At 71.9% G+C, this 23157-nt stretch carries 23 protein-coding genes; 14 read left to right on the plus strand and 9 right to left on the minus strand.

Annotated elements, in window-relative coordinates:
* Window positions 1-65: 65 nt before the first annotated feature.
* Both Ade02nite_RS41640 and Ade02nite_RS41645 read right to left on the minus strand, forming a co-directional pair.
* Window positions 66-299 carry a hypothetical protein gene (locus tag Ade02nite_RS41640; protein WP_239169432.1) on the minus strand — a complete coding sequence of 78 codons (234 nt, stop codon included), beginning with the start codon at window positions 297-299 and terminating at the stop codon, window positions 66-68.
* Between the two features lie 64 nt (window positions 300-363).
* A complete protein-coding gene (locus Ade02nite_RS41645) occupies window positions 364-1062 on the minus strand; it encodes a Crp/Fnr family transcriptional regulator (RefSeq protein ID WP_203776131.1) in 699 nt (232 codons plus the stop codon).
* A gap of 210 nt (window positions 1063-1272) precedes the next feature.
* On the opposite strand from Ade02nite_RS41645, the gene Ade02nite_RS41650 reads away from it, so the two are divergent.
* The 11 genes from Ade02nite_RS41650 to argH all read left to right on the plus strand — a co-directional run bounded on the left by Ade02nite_RS41650 (window position 1273) and on the right by argH (window position 13358).
* Window positions 1273-2010 (plus strand): hypothetical protein, encoded by a 738-nt coding sequence (locus tag Ade02nite_RS41650; RefSeq protein WP_203776133.1) that lies wholly within the window; start codon window positions 1273-1275, stop codon window positions 2008-2010.
* A complete protein-coding gene (locus tag Ade02nite_RS41655; protein ID WP_203776135.1) occupies window positions 2003-4183 on the plus strand; it encodes a hypothetical protein in 2181 nt (726 codons plus the stop codon). The genes Ade02nite_RS41650 and Ade02nite_RS41655 overlap by 8 nt, the downstream gene beginning before the upstream one ends.
* Window positions 4184-4185: 2 nt before the next feature.
* Window positions 4186-4992, plus strand: a complete 807-nt coding sequence (locus Ade02nite_RS41660) for a hypothetical protein (protein ID WP_203776137.1) — start codon at window positions 4186-4188, stop codon at window positions 4990-4992.
* An 89-nt stretch (window positions 4993-5081) separates the two neighbouring features.
* Entirely contained in the window at window positions 5082-6083 is a 1002-nt protein-coding gene (gene argC, locus Ade02nite_RS41665) for an N-acetyl-gamma-glutamyl-phosphate reductase (RefSeq protein ID WP_203776139.1), read from the plus strand.
* Window positions 6080-7252, plus strand: a complete 1173-nt coding sequence (argJ, locus tag Ade02nite_RS41670; RefSeq protein ID WP_203776141.1) for a bifunctional glutamate N-acetyltransferase/amino-acid acetyltransferase ArgJ — start codon at window positions 6080-6082, stop codon at window positions 7250-7252. Before argC ends, argJ begins: the two co-directional genes overlap by 4 nt.
* The gene (gene argB, locus Ade02nite_RS41675) at window positions 7249-8151 is read left to right on the plus strand and encodes an acetylglutamate kinase (protein ID WP_203776143.1); all 903 of its coding nucleotides are present in this window, start codon (window positions 7249-7251) and stop codon (window positions 8149-8151) included. Before argJ ends, argB begins: the two co-directional genes overlap by 4 nt.
* 4 nt (window positions 8152-8155) lie before the next feature.
* Complete coding sequence (locus Ade02nite_RS41680) at window positions 8156-9304, plus strand: acetylornithine transaminase (RefSeq protein WP_203776144.1); 1149 nt, start codon at window positions 8156-8158, stop codon at window positions 9302-9304.
* On the plus strand, window positions 9301-10230 hold the full coding sequence (argF, locus tag Ade02nite_RS41685) for an ornithine carbamoyltransferase (protein WP_203776147.1): 930 nt from the start codon (window positions 9301-9303) through the stop codon (window positions 10228-10230). The genes Ade02nite_RS41680 and argF overlap by 4 nt, the downstream gene beginning before the upstream one ends.
* On the plus strand, window positions 10227-10715 hold the full coding sequence (locus Ade02nite_RS41690) for an arginine repressor (protein WP_203776149.1): 489 nt from the start codon (window positions 10227-10229) through the stop codon (window positions 10713-10715). The genes argF and Ade02nite_RS41690 overlap by 4 nt, the downstream gene beginning before the upstream one ends.
* A gap of 12 nt (window positions 10716-10727) precedes the next feature.
* Window positions 10728-11930 (plus strand): argininosuccinate synthase, encoded by a 1203-nt coding sequence (locus Ade02nite_RS41695; protein ID WP_203776151.1) that lies wholly within the window; start codon window positions 10728-10730, stop codon window positions 11928-11930.
* A gap of 6 nt (window positions 11931-11936) precedes the next feature.
* Window positions 11937-13358, plus strand: a complete 1422-nt coding sequence (argH, locus tag Ade02nite_RS41700; RefSeq protein WP_203776153.1) for an argininosuccinate lyase — start codon at window positions 11937-11939, stop codon at window positions 13356-13358.
* A 22-nt stretch (window positions 13359-13380) separates the two neighbouring features.
* On the opposite strand, the gene Ade02nite_RS41705 is transcribed toward argH, so the two are convergent.
* From Ade02nite_RS41705 to Ade02nite_RS41735, 7 genes are all read right to left on the minus strand, one after another.
* Window positions 13381-13527, minus strand: a complete 147-nt coding sequence (locus Ade02nite_RS41705) for a hypothetical protein (RefSeq protein ID WP_203776155.1) — start codon at window positions 13525-13527, stop codon at window positions 13381-13383.
* 255 nt (window positions 13528-13782) lie between these two features.
* Window positions 13783-14868 (minus strand): winged helix DNA-binding domain-containing protein, encoded by a 1086-nt coding sequence (locus tag Ade02nite_RS41710; RefSeq protein WP_239169433.1) that lies wholly within the window; start codon window positions 14866-14868, stop codon window positions 13783-13785.
* A 40-nt stretch (window positions 14869-14908) separates the two neighbouring features.
* Window positions 14909-16285, minus strand: coding sequence for a hypothetical protein (locus Ade02nite_RS41715; RefSeq protein ID WP_203776159.1), 1377 nt, complete (start codon window positions 16283-16285; stop codon window positions 14909-14911).
* Window positions 16282-16779, minus strand: a complete 498-nt coding sequence (locus tag Ade02nite_RS41720) for a SigE family RNA polymerase sigma factor (RefSeq protein ID WP_203776161.1) — start codon at window positions 16777-16779, stop codon at window positions 16282-16284. Before Ade02nite_RS41720 ends, Ade02nite_RS41715 begins: the two co-directional genes overlap by 4 nt.
* A gap of 136 nt (window positions 16780-16915) precedes the next feature.
* Window positions 16916-17830: an aldo/keto reductase gene (locus tag Ade02nite_RS41725; RefSeq protein ID WP_203776163.1), complete on the minus strand. Its 915-nt coding sequence runs from the start codon at window positions 17828-17830 to the stop codon at window positions 16916-16918.
* A gap of 57 nt (window positions 17831-17887) precedes the next feature.
* Window positions 17888-18760 (minus strand): hypothetical protein, encoded by an 873-nt coding sequence (locus Ade02nite_RS41730; protein WP_203776165.1) that lies wholly within the window; start codon window positions 18758-18760, stop codon window positions 17888-17890.
* A 119-nt stretch (window positions 18761-18879) separates the two neighbouring features.
* On the minus strand, window positions 18880-19884 hold the full coding sequence (locus Ade02nite_RS41735) for a lipid II:glycine glycyltransferase FemX (protein ID WP_203776167.1): 1005 nt from the start codon (window positions 19882-19884) through the stop codon (window positions 18880-18882).
* A 147-nt stretch (window positions 19885-20031) separates the two neighbouring features.
* Between Ade02nite_RS41735 and Ade02nite_RS41740 the strand changes: the two genes are divergently transcribed.
* Genes Ade02nite_RS41740 through Ade02nite_RS41750 form a run of 3 tightly spaced genes read left to right on the plus strand, consistent with a single transcriptional unit; the run spans window position 20032 to window position 23156 of the window.
* Window positions 20032-20802, plus strand: coding sequence for a polysaccharide deacetylase family protein (locus Ade02nite_RS41740; RefSeq protein ID WP_203776169.1), 771 nt, complete (start codon window positions 20032-20034; stop codon window positions 20800-20802).
* On the plus strand, window positions 20795-21937 hold the full coding sequence (locus Ade02nite_RS41745; RefSeq protein ID WP_203776171.1) for a DegT/DnrJ/EryC1/StrS family aminotransferase: 1143 nt from the start codon (window positions 20795-20797) through the stop codon (window positions 21935-21937). Before Ade02nite_RS41740 ends, Ade02nite_RS41745 begins: the two co-directional genes overlap by 8 nt.
* Window positions 21938-21947: 10 nt before the next feature.
* Entirely contained in the window at window positions 21948-23156 is a 1209-nt protein-coding gene (locus tag Ade02nite_RS41750; RefSeq protein WP_203776173.1) for a glycosyltransferase family 4 protein, read from the plus strand.
* Window position 23157: the final 1 nt, after the last annotated feature.

Here is a 23157-nt window from a genome sequence, read left to right on the forward strand (position 1 = left end):
AACCGGTTCCGGCAGCCCGGAACGGTTCCGAAACTTTTCTTATCAGTTTCCCACCGCGTCAGATGTCAGTGGTCGGGGTCGCTCTCGTCGATGCTGGGCACCTCCAGGCCGGCCGCCTCGATGGCGTCCAGGCGGGCCTCGGCGGCCTCCTTCTCGCGCTGCGCGAGAGTGGCGTACTCGGCGAGGGCGCTCGGGTCCTCGGTGTCCTCCAGCTTGTCGAAGAAGCGCTGCGTGGTGCGGACGGCCTCGGCGTACGCCGCCGCGGCCTCGCGGATCGCGATGATCGTCTGGTCTGCCATGCGCCAAGTCATACCAGAGAAGAACCGGCCGGTCGCGCCGTGCGGCCAGACCATGATCGGGCTCTCATGGCGCCGCGTCCGCGCGGTCGCGCAGGCCGGACAGATCCCACACGATGATGCGGCCGTACCGGCTGCTCACCAGGTGGGAACGGCGCATGTCGCGCAGGGCCTTGTGCACGGAGATCTCCGCGGCGCCGCACAGGGTGGCCAGTTCGGGCTGGGTGAGCCGGATGCCGATCTCCAGGGCGCCCTCTCTCGATCGCAGCCCGTGGAAGTCGGCCAATTCGGTGAGGATGCGCGCCAGCCTGGTCTTGACCGGGTACGACGTGAAGTCGATCCTTCGCCGGTTCGACCATCGCAGCCGTTCCCCGACCGTCGCGGCAAGAGCGACGGCGGCCGGTGGATGGCTGGTGAGAAACGGCGCGAAGTCCCTGACCTGGATCAGCCGGACGGTGCCCGGCCCGCACATCGTCACGGTCGCGGAGCGGGGGAGCTGGTTGAGCGCGCCCATCTCGCCGACGAGGTCACCGGCGACCCTGATCGACAGAAGCGCGGGCCGTCCGTCCGGCATCTCCGCGGTCACCTTCACGACGCCGCGGCGGATGAGCGCGACGTACGAGCCGTGCTCGCCCTCCCTCATGAGGATGCGCCCGGTCGGCAGCCGTTGCTCGGTGCCGAGCCGGAGCAGCGCCGCCGCGGTGGGCGGGCTCAGCCGGGCCATGAAGGTGCGCGGCGGCCAGGCGCGGATCTTGGTGTCGGGCATCGCAGGCTCCTGCGGCTTTCGGTGCCCGGAACGCTACCGAGTGAGGCGGCCCACAGATAGGCGGTCGCCAATGCCCGACAGCCGTCCTGTGATGCGGCGGAAATCCCATATTCGTACGGGGTGCTCGGCCCCGCACGGGCCTAGGAAGGGAACAGCCGGACGCGTTCGAGGGAGGCCCAGATGGAAGAACGTTCCCGCTCCTATCGCCGATTGGTGATCGTCGCCGATACCGAGCTCTACAGCGCGCGGAACTCGGTTCTCCAGCACTACGCGCAGGCCGCGTTCGACGAGGCGCTCGCGTCCGCGGGCTCGGCGGCGGGCGTCGACCGGCAACAGTGGCACCGGCAGCCCAGCGGTGACGGGGAACTCGCGGTGCTGCCGCCGGACATCGACGAGCCTCTGCTGCTCAGTGCGTTCCTGCCGGCGTTGGACACGTATCTCCGCCGCTACAACGCCGACCGGGCGGCTCACGCGCGCGTTCGTCTCCGTGTCGCGATCCACCAAGGGCTGATCTTCCTCGACAGCCGCAACGGCTTCGCCGGCGGCGCGGTCAACGACGCCGCGCGGCTCGTCGATGCCCCGGTGCTCAAGTCCGCGTTCAAGGCTTTCCCGGAGGCCAACGTCGCGTGCATCGTCTCCGACACCATCCACCGCGACGTCGTGACCGGTGGCTACGACGGCATCAGGCCCGAGCGCTTCCGGCGCGTCACGGTCGACCTGCCGGAGAAGAGCTTCAGCGCGGTCGCCTGGATCCAGATCGTCGGCGAGGACGTCACGTCGACGCGGGCCGAGGCCGCAGCGGCGGCAAGCCGGCCGCGGCTGGCCGCACACCACGGCGGCACCAGCGTCGGCGATGTCAGCAACGCGGGCGACGGCCAGGTGGTGATCGGTGAGGGCGCTACGGGCGTCGGTTACTGGGGCGGCGGGAGGGGCCGGGGCTATGAGTGACGACGCCGGCGACGACGCCACGACCGTCCCCGCCGAGAGTGCGGAGCCACCGCCGGAGCCGCCGGCTCCGGCCGACGAGATGCCCGAGGACTTCGCGGTCTCGACCGAGGCCATCGGCCAGAAGGACGCCCAGCAAGATCTGGACAGCATGCTCGGCCGCAGGCCCGGCACGGCGGCCGGCAACATCCAGAACCGGGGCCAGACGGCGGTCGGCGCGGGCGCCATGGCGGCCGAGGCGATCATCTCCACCACGATCAACATGGGCAAGAAGAGCAAGAGCTGGCGCGGCGACCTGCAACGCGCGCACGTCGAGGCCCTGATCGAGAGGTACGTGCGCAGCCGGTCCGACGACGACCTGAAGATCTCGCTCGAGACCCGGCGGGTGGTGTACCTCAACGCGCGGCCCGGCAGCGGACGATACGCGGCAGCCCAGGTGGCCCTGGCCGCTCGTCACTCAGTGGACCGCGTGGCGCGGATCCAGGTGGCCCCGGGCACACGGCTCGCCGAGGTCGTCGACGAGCAGGACTACTTCGCCGACGATCACGGGCACATCATCGACGCGGCCGAGGCGCACTCGATCGGCTTCGTCGACCTCCTGGCCATCGACAAGAAGATCAAGGGAAGCAACGCCACAGTCGTCGTCATCGGCCCGTTCGCGCGGCGAGGGCACGACCTCGGTCCCTATCTGTTCGAGCACCGGCGCTCGTCCGCGATGGACGTCTTCCGCGGGCAGCTGATCGCGTGGTTGCGGGGCCGCAAGTGGTGCGTCGGGCCCTGCGGTGACGAGTGCCGCCTCGACTGCGTGCCGGGCTTCGTCGAGGCGTTCACCTCCACGGTGGCAGTGAGCCGGCACTTCGATGACTCCATGACCCTCGACGAGGCGTCGAGCATCGCCACGGCGCTGGTGGCAGCGGCCGAGCCGGGCATGGGCCTGGACGACGTGCTCGACGAGATCTTGCGCCGGCGGCTGTGGGACCAGGCGCGCGCCCTGCTGCGGGCGGACGACGACGAGGACCGCGACGACGGCAGGCCGTGGAGCGGGACCGCCGACTATCGGCGTGCCTTCCGCATCGCCTACGCGGTCCTGGAGGGCGCTCCGGTGTCCGCGGTGTTCCACGCCGCCGACCGCCTGCTGGAGATCCAGCGCGGAGAGGGCGCGAGCGTGCCGGCCGAGACGACCGAGTGCGAGCTGGACTGCCTGCTTCCGGCCGGCATGCGGGGACAGGACCCGGCCGCGCTTCCCTCGGGACGGGCCCGGGTCGCGCGGCTGGCCAATCCCGAGCTGGTGCCGGCGCTGCTCGAGGTGGCGTGGAACGAGCGAGGCCTGGGATCCCGGCTCCTGCGCTGGCTGGACGGCCTGGCCGGTAACGACCGTCAGATCGTGCGCCTGCGCGCGGCGATCGTCGCCGGCCTTCTCTGCTTCCAGGACTTCGACGGCGTGACGCGCGAACTCGTCGAGCCGTGGGTGCGGAGCCGGCAGCAGCGCCTGCGCCAGGCAGCCGGCCTCAGCCTGATGACCTGCGCTCGCGAGCCCGCGCTGCGCGGCCTGATCGAGGACAGGCTGCGAGCGTGGACGTACGAGGGCAACGCCTATACCCGTGACAGCGTCGCGTGGGCGTACGCCTATGGCCTGGGCGGTCAGCTGCCGTACGACGGGCTGCGCCGGCTGCGCCGGATCGGCGCGGACGGCTGGCAGCGCGGCAGCCTTCTGATCTCCCTCGGCGTGGACGAGACGTTCCGGGCGGACCGGGCCGCGATGGTGCTCGACGACCTGCGGTCGTGGATCGACGCGCCGGACGACGCCAAGCGCCTGCAGGTGCACGCGGCCCGCGCGTTCGTGCGGCTCGCGCGCCGCCGGGCCGGGGACGGCCCCGAGCTGGTGCGCCTGGCGGGCCTCTCGGCGATCGACGAGCGCCGGACGGCCGGGCTGTGGGCGGCGGCCCTGTGCCTGCCGTCCACCGCGGCCTCCGCGTGGGCCGAGCTGACCCGCTGGCTGGTCCTGAGCGCGGACGTCCCCGGGATGGACCGGCGGTTCCTCGCCCTCATGCGGGAGCTCGCCGGCGTACCGGCCCTGCGCAGCCGTGCCGCCCACCAGTGCCGGCACGTCTGGCGGCCCCAGCACCCGCGTAACCCCCTGCTCCCTTCCCTCGCTGCGATGATCGAGAGGACCTGACCATGTCCACGGCATCCTTCGACGCCGGCCGTCCGCGCACGCGCTCGAACTGGTTCACCGCGCTGTTCGGCGCGACATCTGAGTCCCTGCCCCTCGAGGACTGGGCACTGCGCAACGAGCACTCCTGCCGGATCGACCCTTCCGAGCCCATCGAGCTGTTCGCCGAGGGCGACGTTCTCTCGTTCAAGATCTTTCCTTCGTACGAATGGAAGGGGCGCGCCGAGAGCAGGGAGGAGCTCTACGGCTTCGCCCAGCGGCTGATGCCGCGGGCGCGCGCGATCGTCGTCCGCCGGCTGCGGCCGATCGCCCGTGCTCACCCGCCGCAGCGGGCGGACCGGCTGGAGGAGGAGGTCAACAAGGCGCTCGAGGAGGACTGGCGCCGGCTGACCGACGGCGACCGGGAGCTCTGGTTTCGGGTGACCGTCCGCGTGGAGCACGACGATCTCGTCCTCGAACAGCTCCGGCCCTACTGGGCCGCCCGGATCAAGGCAGAATGCGACCACCGGCTCGGCCTCCAGCGGGCCCACCAGGCCGACGAGCTGACCCGGCGCTGGTCGGACATCTTCGAACACCTGGAGAGCGACCCGCGGGCGGCCGACGCGGCCCGGCTGAGCGAGGAGGTCTTCGCGAGCGTCTTCAGCACCTACGTGGGCAACCGGCGAGAGGCGGTCAAGGACCTGCTGAACCTGCTTCGCGCCGCGGTGGACCGGCACAACGACGTCGGGCTGGGCCCGTCCGAGTACACCACCGCGTGGGACGAGGCGATCAAGGCGTTCCGGCGGCAGTACGGACTCGACCCCCAGGAGTGACCCGCTTCTCGCCGACTCACGGGCGAACGTGGTTGCCGAACGATCCTGGGAGTTGATACGGTCCTCTGCATATTCATGCGGAGGTTGGTATGGGAATCCAGGTCGCGGTCGCGGGGGCCAGTGGCTATGCGGGTGGGGAGCTGCTGCGGCTGCTCGCCGGGCACCCCGAGTTCGACCTCGTGGCGGCCACCGCCCACTCCCAGGCGGGCACGCACGTCGCCGCCGTGCATCCTCAGCTCGCCGGGCTCGACCTTACGCTCGGCGCGACCGACGCGGCCGGGCTGAGCGATGCCGACCTGGTCTTTCTCGCGCTGCCGCACGGGCAGTCGGCGGCCCTCGCGGCGCAGCTGCCCGAGAGTGTCAAGATCGTGGATCTGGGCGCCGACTTCCGGCTCCAGGACGCCTCGCTCTGGGAGCGCTACTACGGCGGCACGCACGCGGGCACGTGGACCTACGGGCTGCCCGAGCTGCCCGGTCAGCGCGAGCAGATCAAGGCCGCCGGCCGGGTGGCGAACACGGGTTGTTATGCGGCCACCATCACGCTGGCGCTCGCGCCGCTGATCGCCGCGGGGCTCGCCGACCCGGCCGACGTGGTCGTCGTCGCCGCCTCGGGCACGTCGGGCGCCGGGCGGTCGGCCAAGGTCAACCTGCTGGGCAGCGAGGTGATGGGTGACCTTTCGCCCTACAAGGTCGGCGCACACCAGCACGTGCCCGAGATCAAGCAGGCCACCGGCGCGACGTCGCTCTCGATGACCCCGGTGCTCGCCCCGATGCCGCGCGGCATCCTCGCGACCGTCACCGCGCGCCCGCTCAAGAACCAGGACCCGCGCAAGGTGCTCCAGATGGCGTACGCGGACGAGCCGTTCGTGCACGTGCTGCCCGAGGGCCAGTGGCCCCACACGGCGGCCACCGCGGGTTCCAACTCGTGCCACCTCCAGGCCACCGTCGACGTCGACTCGGGCCGGATCGTCGTCGTCAGCGCCCTGGACAACCTCGGCAAGGGTGCCGCGGGCCAGGCCGTGCAGTGCGCCAACCTCATGTTCGGTCTGCCCGAGACTGCGGGCCTTTCCGTGTACGGAGTCGCACCGTGACCGTCACCCACCCGAAGGGCTTCCGGGCCAGCGGGGTCGCCGCCGGGCTGAAAGCCACCGGCGACCTCGACGTGGCCCTGGTCGTCAACGACGGGCCCGACTTCACCGCCGCCGGCGTCTTCACCGGCAACCGGGTGAAGGCGGCCCCGGTGCTCTGGAGCCAGCAGGTGCTCAAGGGCGGCATCGTGCGGGCCGTCGTGCTCAACTCCGGCGGCGCGAACGCCTGCACCGGCCCGCAGGGCTTCCAGGACACCCACGCCACCGCCGAGCACACCGCGACCGTGCTCCGCGGCGGCCCGAAGCCCCAGCTGATCGGCGCCGGCGACGTGGCGGTCTGCTCCACCGGGCTGATCGGCGAGCTGCTGCCGATGGACAAGCTGCTGCCCGGCGTCAACGCGGCGGCCAAGGCCCTCGCGGCCGACGGCGGCCCGGCCGCGGCCGAGGCCATCATGACCACGGACACCGTCGCCAAGAACGCTGTCGTCCAGCGCGACGGGTGGTCGGTCGGCGGCATCGCCAAGGGCGCCGGCATGCTGGCCCCGGCGCTCGCCACCATGCTCGTGGTGATCACCACGGACGCGTCGGCGAACAACGAGGTGCTCGACGCCGCGCTGCGCGAGGCGACCCGGCTCACCTTCGACCGCATCGACGCCGACGGCTGCATGTCCACCAACGACACCGTGCTGCTGCTGGCCAGCGGCGCCTCCGACCGGCAGCCCTCCCAGGAGGAGCTGACCGCCGCGGTCACCGAGGTCTGCCACGACCTGGCCCAGCAGCTCATCGCCGACGCCGAGGGCGCCACCAAGCACATCGCGATCGAGGTGAAGGGCGCGGCGAGCGAGGCCGACGCGGTCGAGGTCGGCCGCACGGTGGCCCGCAACAACCTGGTCAAGACGGCCCTGTTCGGCAACGACCCCAACTGGGGGCGCATCCTCGCGGCGGTCGGCACCACGTCGGCGCGCTTCGAGCCCGACCGGGTCGACGTCGCGATCAACGACGTGTGGATCTGCAAGGGCGGCGCCGCCGCGGAGGACCGTTCCAAGGTCGACCTGAGCGGACGGGACGTGAAGATCACGGTGAACCTGCGCGAGGCCGAGATGGAAGCGACCATCTGGACCACCGACCTCTCGCATGCGTACGTGCACGAGAACTCGGCGTACTCCTCATGATCACGCCGCTGGAGAAGGCCGGCGTCCTGATCGAGGCGCTGCCGTGGCTGGAGCGGTTCCACGGCGCCACCGTCGTCATCAAGTACGGCGGCAACGCGATGATCAACCCACAGCTGCAGGCCGCCTTCGCCGCCGACATGGTGTTCCTGCGCTATGCCGGGATCAAGCCGGTCGTGGTCCACGGGGGCGGCCCGCAGATCAGCCGCATGCTCGACAAGATGGGCATCCGGAGCGAGTTCCGCGGCGGCCTGCGGGTCACGACTCCGGAAGCCATGGACGTCGTGCGCATGGTGCTCGTCGGGCAGGTCGGGCGTGAGCTGGTCGGGATGATCAACCAGCACGGGCCGTTCGCCGTCGGGCTCTCCGGCGAGGACGCGCGGCTGTTCACCGCGGTCCGCCGCGGCACGCTGGTCGACGGCGAGGAGGTCGACCTCGGCCAGGTCGGCGACGTCGACAAGGTCGACACCTCGGCGGTGGACGACCTGATCGCGGCCGGCCGGATCCCGGTCATCGCGTCGGTCGCGCCCGACGCCGACGGTGTGGTGCACAACGTCAACGCCGACACGGCGGCCGCCGCGCTGGCCGAGGCGCTGGGCGCCCGCAAGCTCGTCGTGCTCACCGACGTGCCGGGGCTCTACACCGACTGGCCGGACACCTCGTCGCTCACCTCGCGGATCGACGCCGACGCCCTCGAGAAGCTGCTGCCCCGCCTGGAGGCCGGCATGGTCCCCAAGATGGAGGCCTGCCTGCGAGCGGTGCGCGGCGGTGTGCCCGCGGCCCACGTCGTCGACGGCCGCGTCGAGCACTCGACGCTGCTGGAAGTGTTCACCTCCGAAGGAATAGGAACGATGGTGGTCCCCCCCATCCGACCGCCCCACCACCACCCTTTAAAGGACTGAAGGCATGAGCTCCCTGATAGACCGGTGGTCGCAGGCCGGCATGAAGAACTACGGGGCACCGCAGGCGGCGTTCGTCCGAGGCGAGGGCGCGGTCCTGACCGACGAGGACGGCAAGCAGTACGTCGACTTCCTCGGCGGCATCGCGGTCAACGCGCTCGGGCACGCCCACCCGGCCGTGGTCGAGGCCGTCACCCAGCAGGTGCGGCAGCTCGGGCACATCTCCAACTTCTACGTGGCCGAGCCGACGGTCGCCCTGGCCGAGCTGCTGCTCGCCCTCGCCGGGCGGTCCGGGCGGGTGCTGTTCACCAACTCCGGTGCCGAGGCCAACGAGGCGGCCTTCAAGCTGTCCCGCCTCACCGGCCGCACCCACGTGGTGGCGACAAAGGGTGCCTTCCACGGCCGGACGATGGGCGCGCTCGCGCTGACCGGCCAGCCCGCCAAGGCCGACCCGTTCCGGCCGCTCCCGGGCGACGTCACGCACGTGGCGTTCGGCGACCTGGCCGAGCTGGACCAGTCCGTGACCGCCGAGACGGCCATGGTCATCATCGAGCCGATCCAGGGCGAGAACGGTGTGGTCGTACCGCCGCCGGGTTATCTCGCCGGCGCTCGGGAGATCTGCGACAAGGCGGGCGCGCTGCTCGTGCTGGACGAGGTGCAGACCGGCATCGGCCGCACCGGGCACTGGTTCCACCACCAGAGCGAGGGCGTCGAGCCCGACATCATCACGCTGGCCAAGGGCCTCGGCGGCGGGCTGCCGCTCGGTGCCTGCGTCGCCTTCGGGCCGGCGGCCGACCTGTTCACCCCGGGGTCGCACGGCACCACGTTCGGCGGCAACCCGATCGCGTGCGCCGCGGGCCTCGCGGTGATCCGCACGATCGCCGGCGAGGGCCTGCTCGACCACGTGAAGCGGGTCGGCGAACAGCTGCGCCGCGGCATCGAAGGCCATCCCCTCGTCAACCACGTCCGCGGCGCCGGCCTGCTGCTCGGCATCGTGCTGAACGAGCCGGTCTCGGCCAAGCTTGCCGCCGACCTCAAGGAAGCTGGTTTCCTCGTGAACGCCCCCGCGCCGGACGTCATCCGGCTCGCCCCTCCGCTGATCATCAGCACCGAGCAGGCCGACGCCCTCATCGCCGCCCTGGACGGCCTGCGGTGACCCGGCACTTCCTGCGCGACGACGACCTCACCCCCGACGAGCAGGGCGAGGTGCTCGACCTCGCGGCCCAGATGAAGGCCGACCGGTTCGCCTACCAGCCGCTGGCCGGGCCGCGCTCGGTGGCCGTCTTCTTCGACAAGGTCAGCCTGCGCACGCGGCTGTCGTTCGAGGCCGGCATCGCCGAGCTGGGCGGCCAGCCGATCATCGTGGACACCCAGGCCACCCACTTCGGCCGCGGCGAGTCGCTCGCCGACGCGGGGCGGGTCGTCGAGCGGTACGTGTCCGCCATGGTCTTCCGCACCACCGGCGACGAGCGGCTCACCGAGCTGGCCTCCGGCGTCGACGTGCCGGTGATCAACGCGCTGACCGACGGCTACCACCCCTGCCAGCTGCTGGCCGACCTGCTCACGATCCGCGAGAAGCTGGGCGGCACCTACGACAAGAAGCTCGCGTACGTCGGCGACGCGGCCAACAACATGGCGCACTCCTACCTGCTCGCCGGCGCGACCGCGGGCATGCACGTCCGCGTCGCCGGGCCTCCCGGCTTCGACCCGGCGCCGGCCGTGGTGTCGCGGGCCGCCGAGATCGCCGCGTGGACCGGCGGCTCGGTCGAGGTGCTGCGCGACCCGTACGAGGCGGTCGACGGTGTCGATGTCGTCGCCACCGACACGTGGACCTCGATGGGGCAGGAGAACGACGGGCGCGACCGGCTCACCCCGTTCCGGCCGTACCAGGTCAACAAGGACCTGCTCGCGGCCGCCGGGCCCGAGGCGATCGTCCTGCACTGCCTGCCCGCCCACCGCGGCGAGGAGATCACCGACGACGTCATGGACGGCGTGCAGAGCGCCGTCTTCGACCAGGCCGAAAATCGGCTCCACGCCCAGAAGGCGCTGCTCGCCTGGCTGCTGGCGGTGAACGCGCAATGACCGGGCCGGTGACCAGGGCCGGACGGCACGCCCGGATCGTCGAGCTGATCCGGGCCAAGTCCATCCGGTCGCAGACCGAGCTCGCCGAGCTGCTGGCGGGCGAGGGTGTGCAGGTCACCCAGGCCACCCTTTCGCGCGACCTGGAGGAGCTCGGCGCGGTCAAGGTCAGCGGGGCCTACCTGATCCCCGAGGACGGCAAGCGGCCGCTGCGCGAGACCACCGAGCAGGGCCCGGCCCGGCTGCTGCGGCTCCTCAAGGAGCTGCTCACCGGCGTCGACTACAGCGGCAACATCGCCGTGCTGCGGACACCGCCCGGCGCGGCCCAATTCCTGGCGAGCGCGCTCGACCGGTCCGGGCTCACCGACGTCGTCGGCACCATCGCCGGCGACGACACGATCTTCGTCGTGGCCCGCGACATCAACGGCGGCGAGGCCCTGGCCGAGAAGCTGGCCTTCTGGGCCGGGCACAGCACAGACATCCCCTGAGAGGAGCATCCCGTGAGCGAGCGGGTCGTTCTCGCGTACTCCGGAGGTCTCGACACCTCCGTGGCGATTCCCTATCTGGCCGACCAGATCGGCGGCGAGGTCATCGCCGTGGCGCTCGACGTCGGCCAGGGCGGCGAGGACATGGAGGTCATCCGGCAGCGTGCCCTCGACTGCGGCGCCGCCGAGAGCATCGTGGTCGACGCCCGCGACGAGTTCGCCGCCGACTTCTGCCTGCCCGCGCTGCGCGCCAACGCGCTCTACATGGACCGCTACCCGCTGGTCTCCGCGCTGAGCCGGCCGCTGATCGTGCGCCACCTCGTCGAGGCGGCCAAGCGGCACGGCGGCACGGTCGTGTCGCACGGCTGCACCGGCAAGGGCAACGACCAGGTGCGCTTCGAGGTCGGCATCGGCGCGCTCGCGCCCGACCTCAAGGTCATCGCGCCGGCCCGCGACTTCGCGTGGACGCGCGACAAGGCGATCGCGCTGGCCGAGGAGAAGGGGCTGCCGATCGACGTCTCGCACAAGTCGCCGTACTCGATCGACCAGAACCTGTGGGGCCGCGCGGTCGAGACCGGCTTCCTCGAGGACATCTGGAACGCGCCGATCGAGGACATCTACTCCTACACCCAGGACCCGTCCGCGCCGCGCGACCCCGACGAGGTCGTCATCACGTTCGACCAGGGCAACCCGGTCGCGATCGACGGCGAGACCGTCACCCCGTACCAGGCGATCACCGAGCTCAACCGGCGCGCCGGCGATCAGGGGGTCGGCCGCCTCGACATGGTCGAGGACCGGCTGGTCGGCATCAAGAGCCGCGAGGTGTACGAAGCGCCGGGCGCGATCGCGCTCATCGCCGCCCACCAGGAGCTCGAGAACGTGACCGTCGAGCGCGACCTGGCCCGCTTCAAGCGCTCGGTCGACCAGCGGTGGGGCGAGCTCGTCTACGACGGCCTGTGGTTCTCGCCGCTGAAGAACGCGCTCGACGCCTTCATCGCCGACAGCCAGAAGCACGTCACCGGCGAGGTCCGGCTCGTGCTGCACGGCGGCCGCGCCACGGTCACCGGGCGTCGTTCCGAGGCCAGCCTGTACGACTTCGGCATGGCCACCTACGACACCGGCGACACGTTCGACCAGTCCCTGGCCAAGGGTTTCGTCCAACTCTGGGGCTTGCCGTCGCGGATGGCGTCGGCCCGCGACGCCCGGCTGGCAGACTGATGCCCCGTGACTGAGAAGACTTCGCTGTGGGGTGGCCGGTTCGCCGGCGGCCCCGCCGACGCCCTGGCCCGCCTGTCGGTGAGCGTCCAGTTCGACTGGCGTCTCGCCCCGTACGACATCGCCGGCTCCCGGGCGCACGCCCGCGTCCTGGCCGCCGCCGGGCTGCTCGACCCGGACGAGCTGGGTCAGATGCTGGCCGCCCTCGACGACCTCGAGGCGGCGTGCGCGTCCGGCGAGTTCCGGCCCACCATCGACGACGAGGACGTGCACACCGCCCTCGAGCGCGGCCTGCTCGAACGGCTCGGCACGCTCGGCGGCAAGCTGCGCGCCGGCCGGTCCCGCAACGACCAGGTCGCCACCGACCTGCGGCTCTACCTGCGCGACCACGCCCGCGGGGTGGCGCAGGCCGTGGTCGAGCTGGCCGACGCGCTGACCGCGCAGGCCGCCCTGAACGTGTCGACGGCGGCGCCCGGCATGACCCACGTGCAGCACGCCCAGCCGGTCACCTTCGGCCACTGGCTGCTCGCCCACGTGCAGCCGCTGCTGCGTGACCTCGACCGGCTGCGCGACTGGGACGCCCGTACGGCCATCTCGCCGCTGGGCAGCGGCGCGCTGGCCGGCTCGTCCCTGCCGCTCGACCCGGCCGCGGTCGCGAAGGAGCTCGGCTTCAGCGCTCCCGCGCCCAACTCGATGGACGCGGTGGCCGACCGTGACTTCGTCGCCGAGTTCCTCTTCATCACCGCGCTGATCGGCGTGCACCTCTCCCGTCTCGGCGAGGAGGTCGTGCTCTGGACGTCGACCGAGTTCGGCTGGGTGGAGCTCGACGACGCCTTCGCCACCGGCTCGTCGATCATGCCGCAGAAGAAGAACGCGGACATCGCCGAGCTGGCCCGCGGCAAGAGCGGCCGCCTCATCGGCGGCCTGGTCACGGTGCTGACCATGCTCAAGGGCCTGCCGCTCACCTACGACCGCGACATGCAGGAGGACAAGGAGCCGGTCTTCGACGCCATCGAGACGCTCGAGCTCCTGCTCCCGGCCCTGGCCGGCATGATCTCGACCATGACGGTGCGGGCCGACCGCCTCGCCGCCTCCGCCCCGGTGGGCTTCTCGCTCGCCACCGAGGTCGCCGACTGGCTGGTCCGCAAGGGCGTCCCGTTCCGCGACGCCCACGAGATCACCGGCCAGCTGGTCGCCCTCTGCTCGGTGCGCGAGTGCGAGCTCGAGGACCTCACCGACGACGACCTCAAGACGGTCTCCGAACACCTCGACCCGTCCGTCCGCCAGGTCCTCTCGGTCGAGTCGGCCCTGGCCGCCCGCACCACCCCCGGCTCCACGGGCCCCGGCCCGGTCGCCGACCAGCTCGCCCAGGTCCAGCACCACCTGGACACGTGGCGCGCCTGGTCGGTCGAGAAGGTCGTGCCCCGCTGACCCACGCGCGCCGGGCCGCCCGTCAGGGCGGCCCGATGCGCTGGACCAGTTCATCCTTCGTGGCGACGAAGACGGCGTCCGCCGTGCAGGCCAGCAAGGTCATGGCGGCGCCGGCACGCGCGGAGGCGATCGCCAGGCCGGCGACGGCACACGCCAGAGCGGTCCTCATGGACCGCACGGGCTTTCCGGGCCGTCGGCGTCCTGGCAGCTCGCCGTCAACCGCCAGAGGCAGTGACAGCGTGCGCTCCCGGCGACGATGCGGAACACGACTCGCTCGCCCTTGGCGAGCTGTTGGCGCCGGCTGCCTCTTCGCTTCTTCCGTGCTGCCATGGCGTCCTCCGCACTTCGAGGCCGGCCAAGCGCGCCGGCCGGACGCGGCCAAGAGGAGTGACACCAGCCCGACAGGTGCCCGGTCTGTGAGCGCTCAGGCGAAGCGCACGTCCTGCCGGCGGGCCGGCGCGAGGAAGTCGAGGAGGGCCGCGCCCTCGGTCTCGATCTCCGTTCGTTCCGCCGTGGTCAGGCGGCGGAACGGGCGGACGGTCAGGGTGGCCCGCTCCCTGTCGATGGTGGGGCGCCACGTCGCGGTGACGAAGCCGTCGACCAGCAGGGAGCGGGGCTGCTCGGGGATGGCGTTGCCGAATCCCTGGGTGGTGTAGTCGACGTCGACGACGCGGGTGCGGTCGGCGTGGGACAGCAGTAGGTTGTCGAAGTCGGAGAGGAAGCGGACCGGGGCCGGGGTGTCCGGGTCGGGGCGCGGGGCGCCGGGCAGGTCGAAGAGCTCGCGGCCGTTCGGGTCCTCGAAGGTGATCAGCTGGGGGCGCAGGCGCTCGGCGACCTCGCCCAGGCGGGTCAGGCCGGACCACTGCCGGCAGTCGGCGGGTGTGGCGGGGCCGAAGGCGGCGAGGTAGCGCAGGAAGAGCTCGTCAGGTGTGCCGGCCCGGGGCGTTCCCTTCACCCACATGTCGAGCGGTACGTGGACCGGGCGCCCGCTGCGGCCCCACAGCCCGCGCGGCGGGAGCTGGGCCATCGGCAGCCACGCGCGCGCCGCGTAGCCGAGCGCGGTGACGTCGCGGCCCGGGAACCTCTCCGCCAGCGCGCGGCCGAGCTCCCGGAACATCATCGGCTTCTGCGCCAGGGCCTCACGGGCGGCGGCCACCAGCTCGTCATGGTCGATGCCCGACACGTCCCGCCCGAACGCTCCCATGGTGCTCCGGTCGATCACCCGGTCGAGCAGCGGGCGCAACCACAGCGCGTCCTCGGCGGTGACCAGATGGATCGTGTTGCGCATCAGCGCGAGCCGGACGATCTCCGCGTCGGCGAGCAGCGCCGAGGTCTCCCCGGGGTCGTAGCCGGCGAGGCGGCTCCACAACCCCACGTACCAGCTCTGGGCCTCCTGGGCCTGCAAGCCGCCCACCTGCACGAGGGCGTCCCGCAGGCCCAGCGAGGACCGGGAGAGCAGCAGCTGCCTGTCCAATGTGGCCCGATTGAGTTCACGTCGTCCCAGCCTCATGAGGACGACGCTACGAGCCATTGCGGCCGGTTTCCGGCCGCTATTCGACGATCCTCGTCTTCAGGTCGTCGCCCGGGATGCCCCCGCTGTCCGTCTCGAACGGAGGGACGGGCGTCGTGCCGATGACCGAGCCGTCCGCCGCGTACGCGGTCACCGACGCCGTGGCCGACGACGGCAGCGAGGCGAAGGCGGCGCCCGACGCGTCCGGCACCGCCGCCTCGCCGCCCACGGAAAGACGGGCCGTACCGGGCGGGGCGACGATCACTACCTGATCGGTACGGTCGTCCCTGCCCTCGGCGCGCATCCGCCACGCGATCGGGCGCTCGTCCACACCCGCGGCGGGCAGCAGCAGCCGCAGATCCTGCCGGTACGAGTCGGCGCCGCCGTGTGTCGCGTACGCCAGCACGCCGCCGCCCTGGGGCTGCACCGTGATGAGGGCGGCCGTCTGCCCGTTCACCGTGCCGGTCCAGCGGACCTTCGCCGTGGTGCCCTCGGCCGGCAGGCGGGCGTCGTGGAGCGCGTTCTCGACCCAGCGGCGCAGCGTGAGGCGATCGAGGGTGTGCTCACCGAGCGCCGCGGTCAGTGACTCCTCGGACGGCTCCCGAGGGTCACCGGTGCTATGGCCGCTCCACGCTCCGTAGGCGGGTCCGTCGTAGACGGACCGCCCGTCCCTGCCGGTCACGGTGACGGTCGTGCCCGGGTCGAACGGCGCGGCGGGCAGCGTGATCTCGGCGAGGCCGCTGCCGGGCGCACCCCTGTGCGGTTCGGCGTGCTCGACCCGGCCGGCGGCGGTGTAGCGGAACCCGATGCTGACCGCGACGGTCGAGCCCGCCGGGGCGACCACCACGAGCGTGCCGGGGGAGTCGGTGCGGCCGTCCCGGTAGACGGCCACGGTGTCGCCGCCGTCGGTGCGGGTGCTCTCGCGCATCTCGGACGGCGCCGCGCCCGGCGCACCCTCGTACCAGAGAAGTGTCTCGTCGGCCAGGAAGCCGAACCGGAGCGGCACCAGCGCCAGCGCGAGCCTGCGCCCGGCGACGTCACCGGCGTACAGGAACCGGATCTTGTCGCGGGAGGCGACCTGCCAGAGCTCGCCCGGATCGGCCACATCCTTGATCGCGGCCCGCATGCCGGCGAGCCACTGCGCGTCGCGCGCCAGCGATCCCCGCAGCGGGCTTTTGGCGAGGGCCGTCTCGCGCCCGGCGACCGCGATGCCCGGAGCCCAGCCCGGCACCGGCACGAGTCCACTCTGCACGCCGCCGATCGCCATGATCAGCGCCGCCACCGCGGCGATCCGGATGCGCCGGTTGCGCCGGTGGGCCCGCTCGCGCTTCGCGAACCGAGGCCAGGGACTGTCCGGTACGCCGAGAGCGCCGGCCTCGGCGGCGAGCGCGTCACGCAGCGTCGTCTCGGTGCTCATGCGTTCTCCCTCTCCTTCGCCGGGCCCAGCACAGCGCGTAGCCGGTCGAGGCCACGCGACGCTTGCGACTTGACGCTGCCGACCGAACAGCCGAGCGCCGCCGCCGTCTCCGCCTCGCTCAGATCGGCGAAGTAGCGCAGCACCAGAACCGCCCGCATCCGGGGCGGCAGCGACCGCAGCGCCGCGATCACCTCGCGGCGCTGGTCGAGCGGCCCGTACGGATCGCCCACCGGCGCGTCGCCGGCCAGCAGCGGCACCTCGCTGACCCGCCGCCGGCGCCGCCACGAGACGGCCGTGTTCACCATGGCCTTGCGCACGTACGCGACCGGCGAGTCCATCCGCGAGACCCGGCCCCACTTGCGGTGCGTCTTCTCGAGCGCGGCCTGCACCAGGTCCTCGGCATGCCCGCGGTCGCCCGTCAGCAGATAGGCGGTGCGCAGGAGCACCGCCCACTGCCGTTCGACGAACTCCCGGAACTGCTGCTCATCGGCCACGGCGTCTCCCGCGATGGCATCGTCCGCGATGTAAGGGCATGCGAGGTTAACGCCCGCCGGGCACGCGAAGGTTGAGTGGCCGCCTCCGCCGCGCGAGTTTCGTGGCGGCGCCGAGACCGGCCGTTCCCGTCGGGCGTCAGCTCACGCTGTCGAGGCGGCGGCGCAGCTCCGGGTCGAGCTTGAGGTCGCGGGCGGCCATCACCTCGTCGAGACGCCCGGGGGTGCTCGCGCCGACGATCGGCCACACCGCCGGGTCACCGCCGAGCAGCCAGGCCAGCACCACCTGGTTGCGCGTGGCGCCGAGCTCGTCCGCGACCTCCGCGAGCACACCGAGACGCCGCGTGGTTCCCGGATGGTCGTACGCCTCCTCGAGCGGCCGGTCCGCCCGCCCGTACCCGCCGTTGATCAGGGTCGAGTACGCCCACAGGTCCAGCCCGCACGTCCGCGCGTAGTCGAGCGTCTCGGGAAACACCTGCCGGTGCGACCACGACTCCAGCGCCGCGCCGGGCCGCGGCTGCACGTACGAGTGCCGCAGTTGCAGAGCCGACCACCCGGCGGCGGCACGCCCCTGCTCGACCCGCCACGCGGGGGTGTTGGACGCGCCGACCCGCCGCGCCAGCCCCTGCTCGGTCAGCCGCCGGAACGCCCCGGCGGTCTCGGCGAGCGGCACCGACCGGTCCTCGACGTGCGCCCAGTAGAGGTCGACATGGTCGACACCGAGCCGGCGCAGGCTCCCCGCGACGGCCTCCGCGACGACGGGCGCCGACAGCCCCTCCATGGCCTCCAGCCCCCGCGCCGGATCGGTCGGCTCGGCCCCGCCCTTGGTGCTGATCAGCACGCGCTCCCGCATCCCGGGCCGCGCGGCCAGCCAGCGGCCGATCACCTGCTCGCTCTGGCCGCCCAAACCCGACGGATGCTCCCAGAACGCGTAGTTGTTGGCGGTGTCGATCCACCGCCCGCCCAGCTCCACGAACCGGTCGAGCAGCGCGAACGACTCCGCCTCGCCGATCCGCGTCCCGAACACCATCGCACCCAGCACGATCTCACTCATGCGGCGATGGTGCCGCCTCGAGCGCGCTCCAGGTCAAGCGGTGGAACGGGCGTGCGGTCAGCCGAACTGCTGGCTGTCCGCGGAGGCCAGAACGGAATCGCCGAGGGTCAGCCGCGACCGGATGAAGAACGGGCCGCCGTCCTTGGGCATCGGGATCCAGAAGTCCCCGGCGGCCGTGTCGTGGTCGGAGACCGCCTCGACGCGGTAGGCCAGGTGCTCGTTGAGCCAATCGCCGTAGAGCCGGTCGCCGGTGCCGCGCTGCCACATGGACCAGGACAACATCACCGGCTTGCCGCGCACGCCGCCGAGGTCGAAGTTGACGGAGACGACCGCCCCGACCGCGTCACGTTGCTGAGATCCTTTGATCTTGACAGTGCGGATGTTGCGCAACTCCGACATCTTCTGGGCCTGTGACGGCTTGCCGTCCGGCCTTCCGGTCGCGGAACCCGGAGACTGGACCGTCTGGAAGTAGCCGCACAGCTCCTTGGCGAAATTGGCCGCCAGACACTCCTTCACCTCCTCCTCGATTCGCTCGGTGTGCGCCTGTACCACGCTCGGGTCTGGGTCCGGCCGGACGTCGTTCCGGTAGAGCGGTGGAGCTTCCGCGGCCTCGGCGTTCCGCGGAAATATCGGAGGCAGCCGCCTCGGCACAGGTGGTGCCGGGATCGGGGTCGTGGTTTTCACGGCGGGTGTGGTGCCGCGGCCCCTGGTGGGCGCCGGACTACTCGCCCGGCTGGAGGTCTTTGTGGTGGAAGTGCCCTCAGTGCCGGCCGACGGCGTGGCTGTGGCGGCCACAGGCCGTAGTCTTCGCAGGCTCTCCGCCTTGGGGTGCGGCTTGGTGAAGCGCTGCTGGTATTCCAGGAAAGGGACTCCGGGGGTGACCGTGACAGCGGTGAACTCACCCGTCTCCACCTGGTCCTTCTTGGGCACGATGTGAGCCGGCGGTGGAGCTCCGGTAGTCACTCATGGCGGCCTCCCTCGGCGGAGAGGGACAAACGCTACGACTGCGCCGTCCGGCCGGGAAGCACAAGGCCGCTGATCCGACAGGCTTATCGAGTGAGCCGCGCCTTCGCGCGCTGTTTGAGGGCGAACCCCTGCTTGGCCGCATCCCGCAGGCCGGCGACCAAGGGGGACCGTGAGCGCCGCGCCCAGGGGACGGGAACTTCCACCGTGCCGTACTTCGCCTTGTAGGAATTGCCGCCGACGAAGTCGAACTCGGTGATGCCGCGGGAACGGGCCCACCGCAACGCATGCCAGATCAGGGCCTCGTTGGGCCGCACCCCCTGGTGGGCCCGGTAGCTGGCGCCGCCCCAGAAATACATTGTCCGGTGGTGCCAGGGCAGGATCGCGGTGGCTATGCAGCGGCCCGCATCGTCGCGGGCGCGCAGGAGCAGCAGGTTTCCCGGTGGGCCGGCGTGGGACAGCAGCGATCGGACGCGGTCAATGGGATATGTCGGCACCAGGTTTTGTTTGGCGAATACGTCGCGGAGTTGGTCGTAGAAATCCGATGCGAATGTGGGGTCGTCGTATGACGCTTCCTCGATGACCACGCCTGATTTCTCTGCTTTTCGAATATTGCGGCGGCAGGCGCTCGCCATCGCGGCGAAAAGATCGTCCTCGGAAGGCGTCAGCGAGATCACCGCGGTGGGTGCCGCGTCCCAGCGCAGGCCCAGGCCGTCGAGGTCGGCGGGCGCCAGGCGGCGGTCGCGGACCTCGAGGTGGGCGCAGCCGAGCTCGTCGAAGGCGAACGGCATCAGCGCCGCCAGCGCCTCGCGCCGGGGCACGTCCTCGTCGAGCAGGAAGCCGACGTACGACGTGGTCCAGCCCGCCATCGGGCTGCCCAGGATGCGCAGGCCGAAGCGCTTGCTGACCAGGCCGGTGAAGTGGCCGACGGCGCGGCCGCCGTCCTCGACGCGGGCGAGCACCGGGTAGGCGCCCTGCGACTCGGCCACGAAGCGCAGCCACGGCTCGGTGTGGAAGATCAGCCGGTCGTCGTAGGTCTCGCGCTCGGCCCAGAGCGCGGCCGTCGGCTCCACCCGTCGCAATCGCAGCATGGAAATCACCATGCGCCGCGCGGCAATGGGAAATCAAGGGTGTGAAAGTTTCTCATGTTCTTTATGACAAATGCTACTGCCGCGCTCGGAGAGCCATTTGGGAAGGTCGAGTCATTCCCGGTCAACGATCTTTTGCGGGAGGGTCCGATGCGGACGCCGACGACTCTGAGGCGGCGCCTGAACGAGCTGGAACTGCGCAGCCGCCTGCGGGCGCGGCCCCGGCTCCAGGGCAGGATCCTCGCGCCGGCCGGGCTGTTCAAGCGGCTGCCCGAGACCGCCGGGCTCTACTTCCCCTTCTACCACGACGTCCCGGCCGAGTTCGCCGGCGACCTGCGCCGTCAGCTGCGCGCGTTCCGGGCGCGGGGACCGCTGGTGAGCTGGGACGACGCGCTGGCCATCCTCGGCGGCGAGGCAGACCTGGACGGTCCCGTCTTCTGCCTCTCGTTCGACGACGGCCACCCGAGCTGGCGCGACGTCGTGGCGCCGATGCTCGCCGAGGAGCGCGTCCCGGCCACGTTCTTCCTCACCACCGGCCTGGTCGGCCGCCCCGGCAACCTCACCTGGCAGGACTGCCGCGACATCGCCGCGGCGGGCTTCGCCTTCGGCTCGCACACCATCACCCACCACCGGCTCGCCGACCAGTCCGGCGCGGACGCCGTACGCGAGATGACCGGCTCCAAACAGGAGATCGAGGACGAGCTCGGCGTCGCGGTGCGGGACTTCGCCGCCCCGTACGGCCACCCCGCAGTGGATTTCTCGGAGCGTGACGTGACCGCCGCGCGCGAGGCCGGCTACCGCAGCTTCGCCACCACCCTGCGCGCGCCGATGCACCCGGGCGGGTCGCCGATGGCGATCTGCCGCCAGGGCCTGCATCCGGCGTGGCCGCTGATGGCCGTGAGGACCAGAGTCCATGCCTGACACTCGCATCTATCTGTCCCCGCCCGACGTCGGCGACCTCGAGCGCAAGCTGCTGCTGGAGGCCTTCGACTCCAACTGGGTCGCGCCCGTCGGCCCCGACCTGGACGCCTTCGAGGCGCAGGTGGCCGAGCTGGTGGGCGTGCGCCATGCCGTCGCCCTCAGCAGCGGCACCGCCGCCCTGCACCTCGCCCTGGTCGCCGCCGGGGTCCGCACCGGCGACACGGTCCTGGTGCCGTCGTTCACCTTCGCCGCCACCGCGAACGCCGTCATGTACCTCGGCGCCCGCCCGGTCTTCCTCGACAGCACCCCGGAGAGCTGGAACGTCGACCCCGCGCTGGTCACCGAGGAGCTGCGCCGCCGGTGCGCCAAGGGCAAGCCGCCGCGCGCCGTCATCGCGGTCGACATGTACGGCCAGTGCGCCGACTACGGCCCGCTGCTCGACGCGTGCGACCGCTACGGCGTGGCGCTCATCGAGGACGCGGCCGAGGCGCTCGGTGCCTCGTACCACGACCGGCCCGCGGGGTCCTTCGGGCTGGCCGGGATCCTCTCGTTCAACGGCAACAAGATCATCACGACCGGCGGGGGCGGCATGCTCGTCACCGACGACGACCGCACGGCCGCCCGCACCCGGCACCTCGCCACGCAGGCCCGCGAGCCGCTGCCCTACTACGAGCACCGCGCCGTCGGCTACAACTACCGCCTCAGCAACCTGCTCGCCGCGGTCGGCCGGGGCCAGCTCCAGCGCCTCGACGCGATGATCGCCGCGCGCCGCGAGACCGGCCGCTACTACCGCGCCGCGCTCGGCGACCTGCCCGGGCTGAGCTTCATGCCGATCGCCGGGTACGGCGAGTCGAACTGGTGGCTCACCTGCCTGCTCGTCGACCCCGAGCGGTTCGGCGCGAGCCGCGACCGGATCCTCGACCGGCTCGCCGCGCACGACATCGAGGCCCGCCCCACCTGGAAGCCGATGCACCTGCAGCCGGTCTTCTCCGACTGCGTGACGCGCGGCGGCGAGGTCTGCGCCGGCCTGTTCCGCCGCGGCCTGTGCCTGCCGAGCGGATCGGCGCTCACCGAGCACGACCGGGAGCGCGTCGTGGACGTCATCCGTGCGGTAGCGGCCGAGCAGGAGGGGTGAACCCACACCGATGCGCATCGTCTACATCCACCAGTACTACTGCAATCCGCGGATGGCCGGCGGCATCCGCTCCTACGAGCAGGCCCGGCGGCTCGTCGCCCGCGGGCACGAGGTCCACGTCATCACCACCGACATCACCGGCGGCCGGCGCTCGCTGGGCTGGCGGCGCACGGACGACGACGGTATCCAGGTGCACTGGTTCTCGGTTCCCTACAACAACGAGATGTCGTACGGCCGCAGGCTGCGCGCCTTCGCCGAGTTCATGGTGGTCGCCGCCGCGAAGGCCGCGGCCCTCAAGGCGGAACTGGTCTTCGCGACCAGCACCCCGCTCACCGTCGCGGTGCCCGGCGTCGTTGCCGCCAAGCTGCGCCGGGTGCCGTTCGTCTTCGAGGTGCGCGACCTCTGGCCGGAGGTGCCCATCGAGATGGGCGCGCTGCGCAACCCGGTGACGCGCCGGCTGGCCGGTGCGCTCGCCACCTTCGCGTACCGCAACGCGGCCGAGGTGGTCGCGCTCTCGCCGGGCATGGCCGCCGGCATCGCGGCGCGCCGGCCCTCGACCCGGACGACGGTGATCCCGAACGCCGCCGACCTGGCCATGTTCGAGGTCGACCCGCTGGACGTGAAGAGGTTCCGCGCGGAGCACGACTGGCTCGGCGACCGCCCACTGATCGTCTACACCGGAGCGCTCGGCGCGGTGAACGGCGTGGAGTACGTGGTGGAGGCGGCGCACCGGATGCGCACGCTCGACCCGGACCTGCGGGTGCTGATCGTCGGGCACGGCAAGGAGTGGGAGCCCACCAAGGATCTGGCGCGCAAGTACGGCCTGCTCGGCCGTACGGTGCACATGTGGGACAAGGTCCCCAAGGCGCACCTGCCGGTGATCCTGGGCGCGGCGACGATGTCGACGAGCTTCGTGCGCCCGATCCGCGCCCTGTGGGACAACTCGGCGAACAAGTTCTTCGACGCGCTCGCCGCGGGCCGGCCGATCGCCGTCAACTACGGCGGCTGGCAGGCCGACCTGCTGCGCGAGACGGGCGCCGGGCTGGTCCTCGACCCCACGGACACCGCCGCGGCGGCCGAGACGCTGGCCGCGCACTGCCGCGACGAGGACTGGCTCGCCGGCGCGCGCGAGGCGGCGCATCGGCTCGCCGTCGAGCGGTTCTCCCGGGACCTGCTCTTCGAACGGTTCGAGGCCGTGCTGACCCGGGCGGCGGCCTGAG

The organism is Paractinoplanes deccanensis, assembly GCF_016862115.1.
Classification (GTDB): domain Bacteria; phylum Actinomycetota; class Actinomycetes; order Mycobacteriales; family Micromonosporaceae; genus Actinoplanes; species Actinoplanes deccanensis.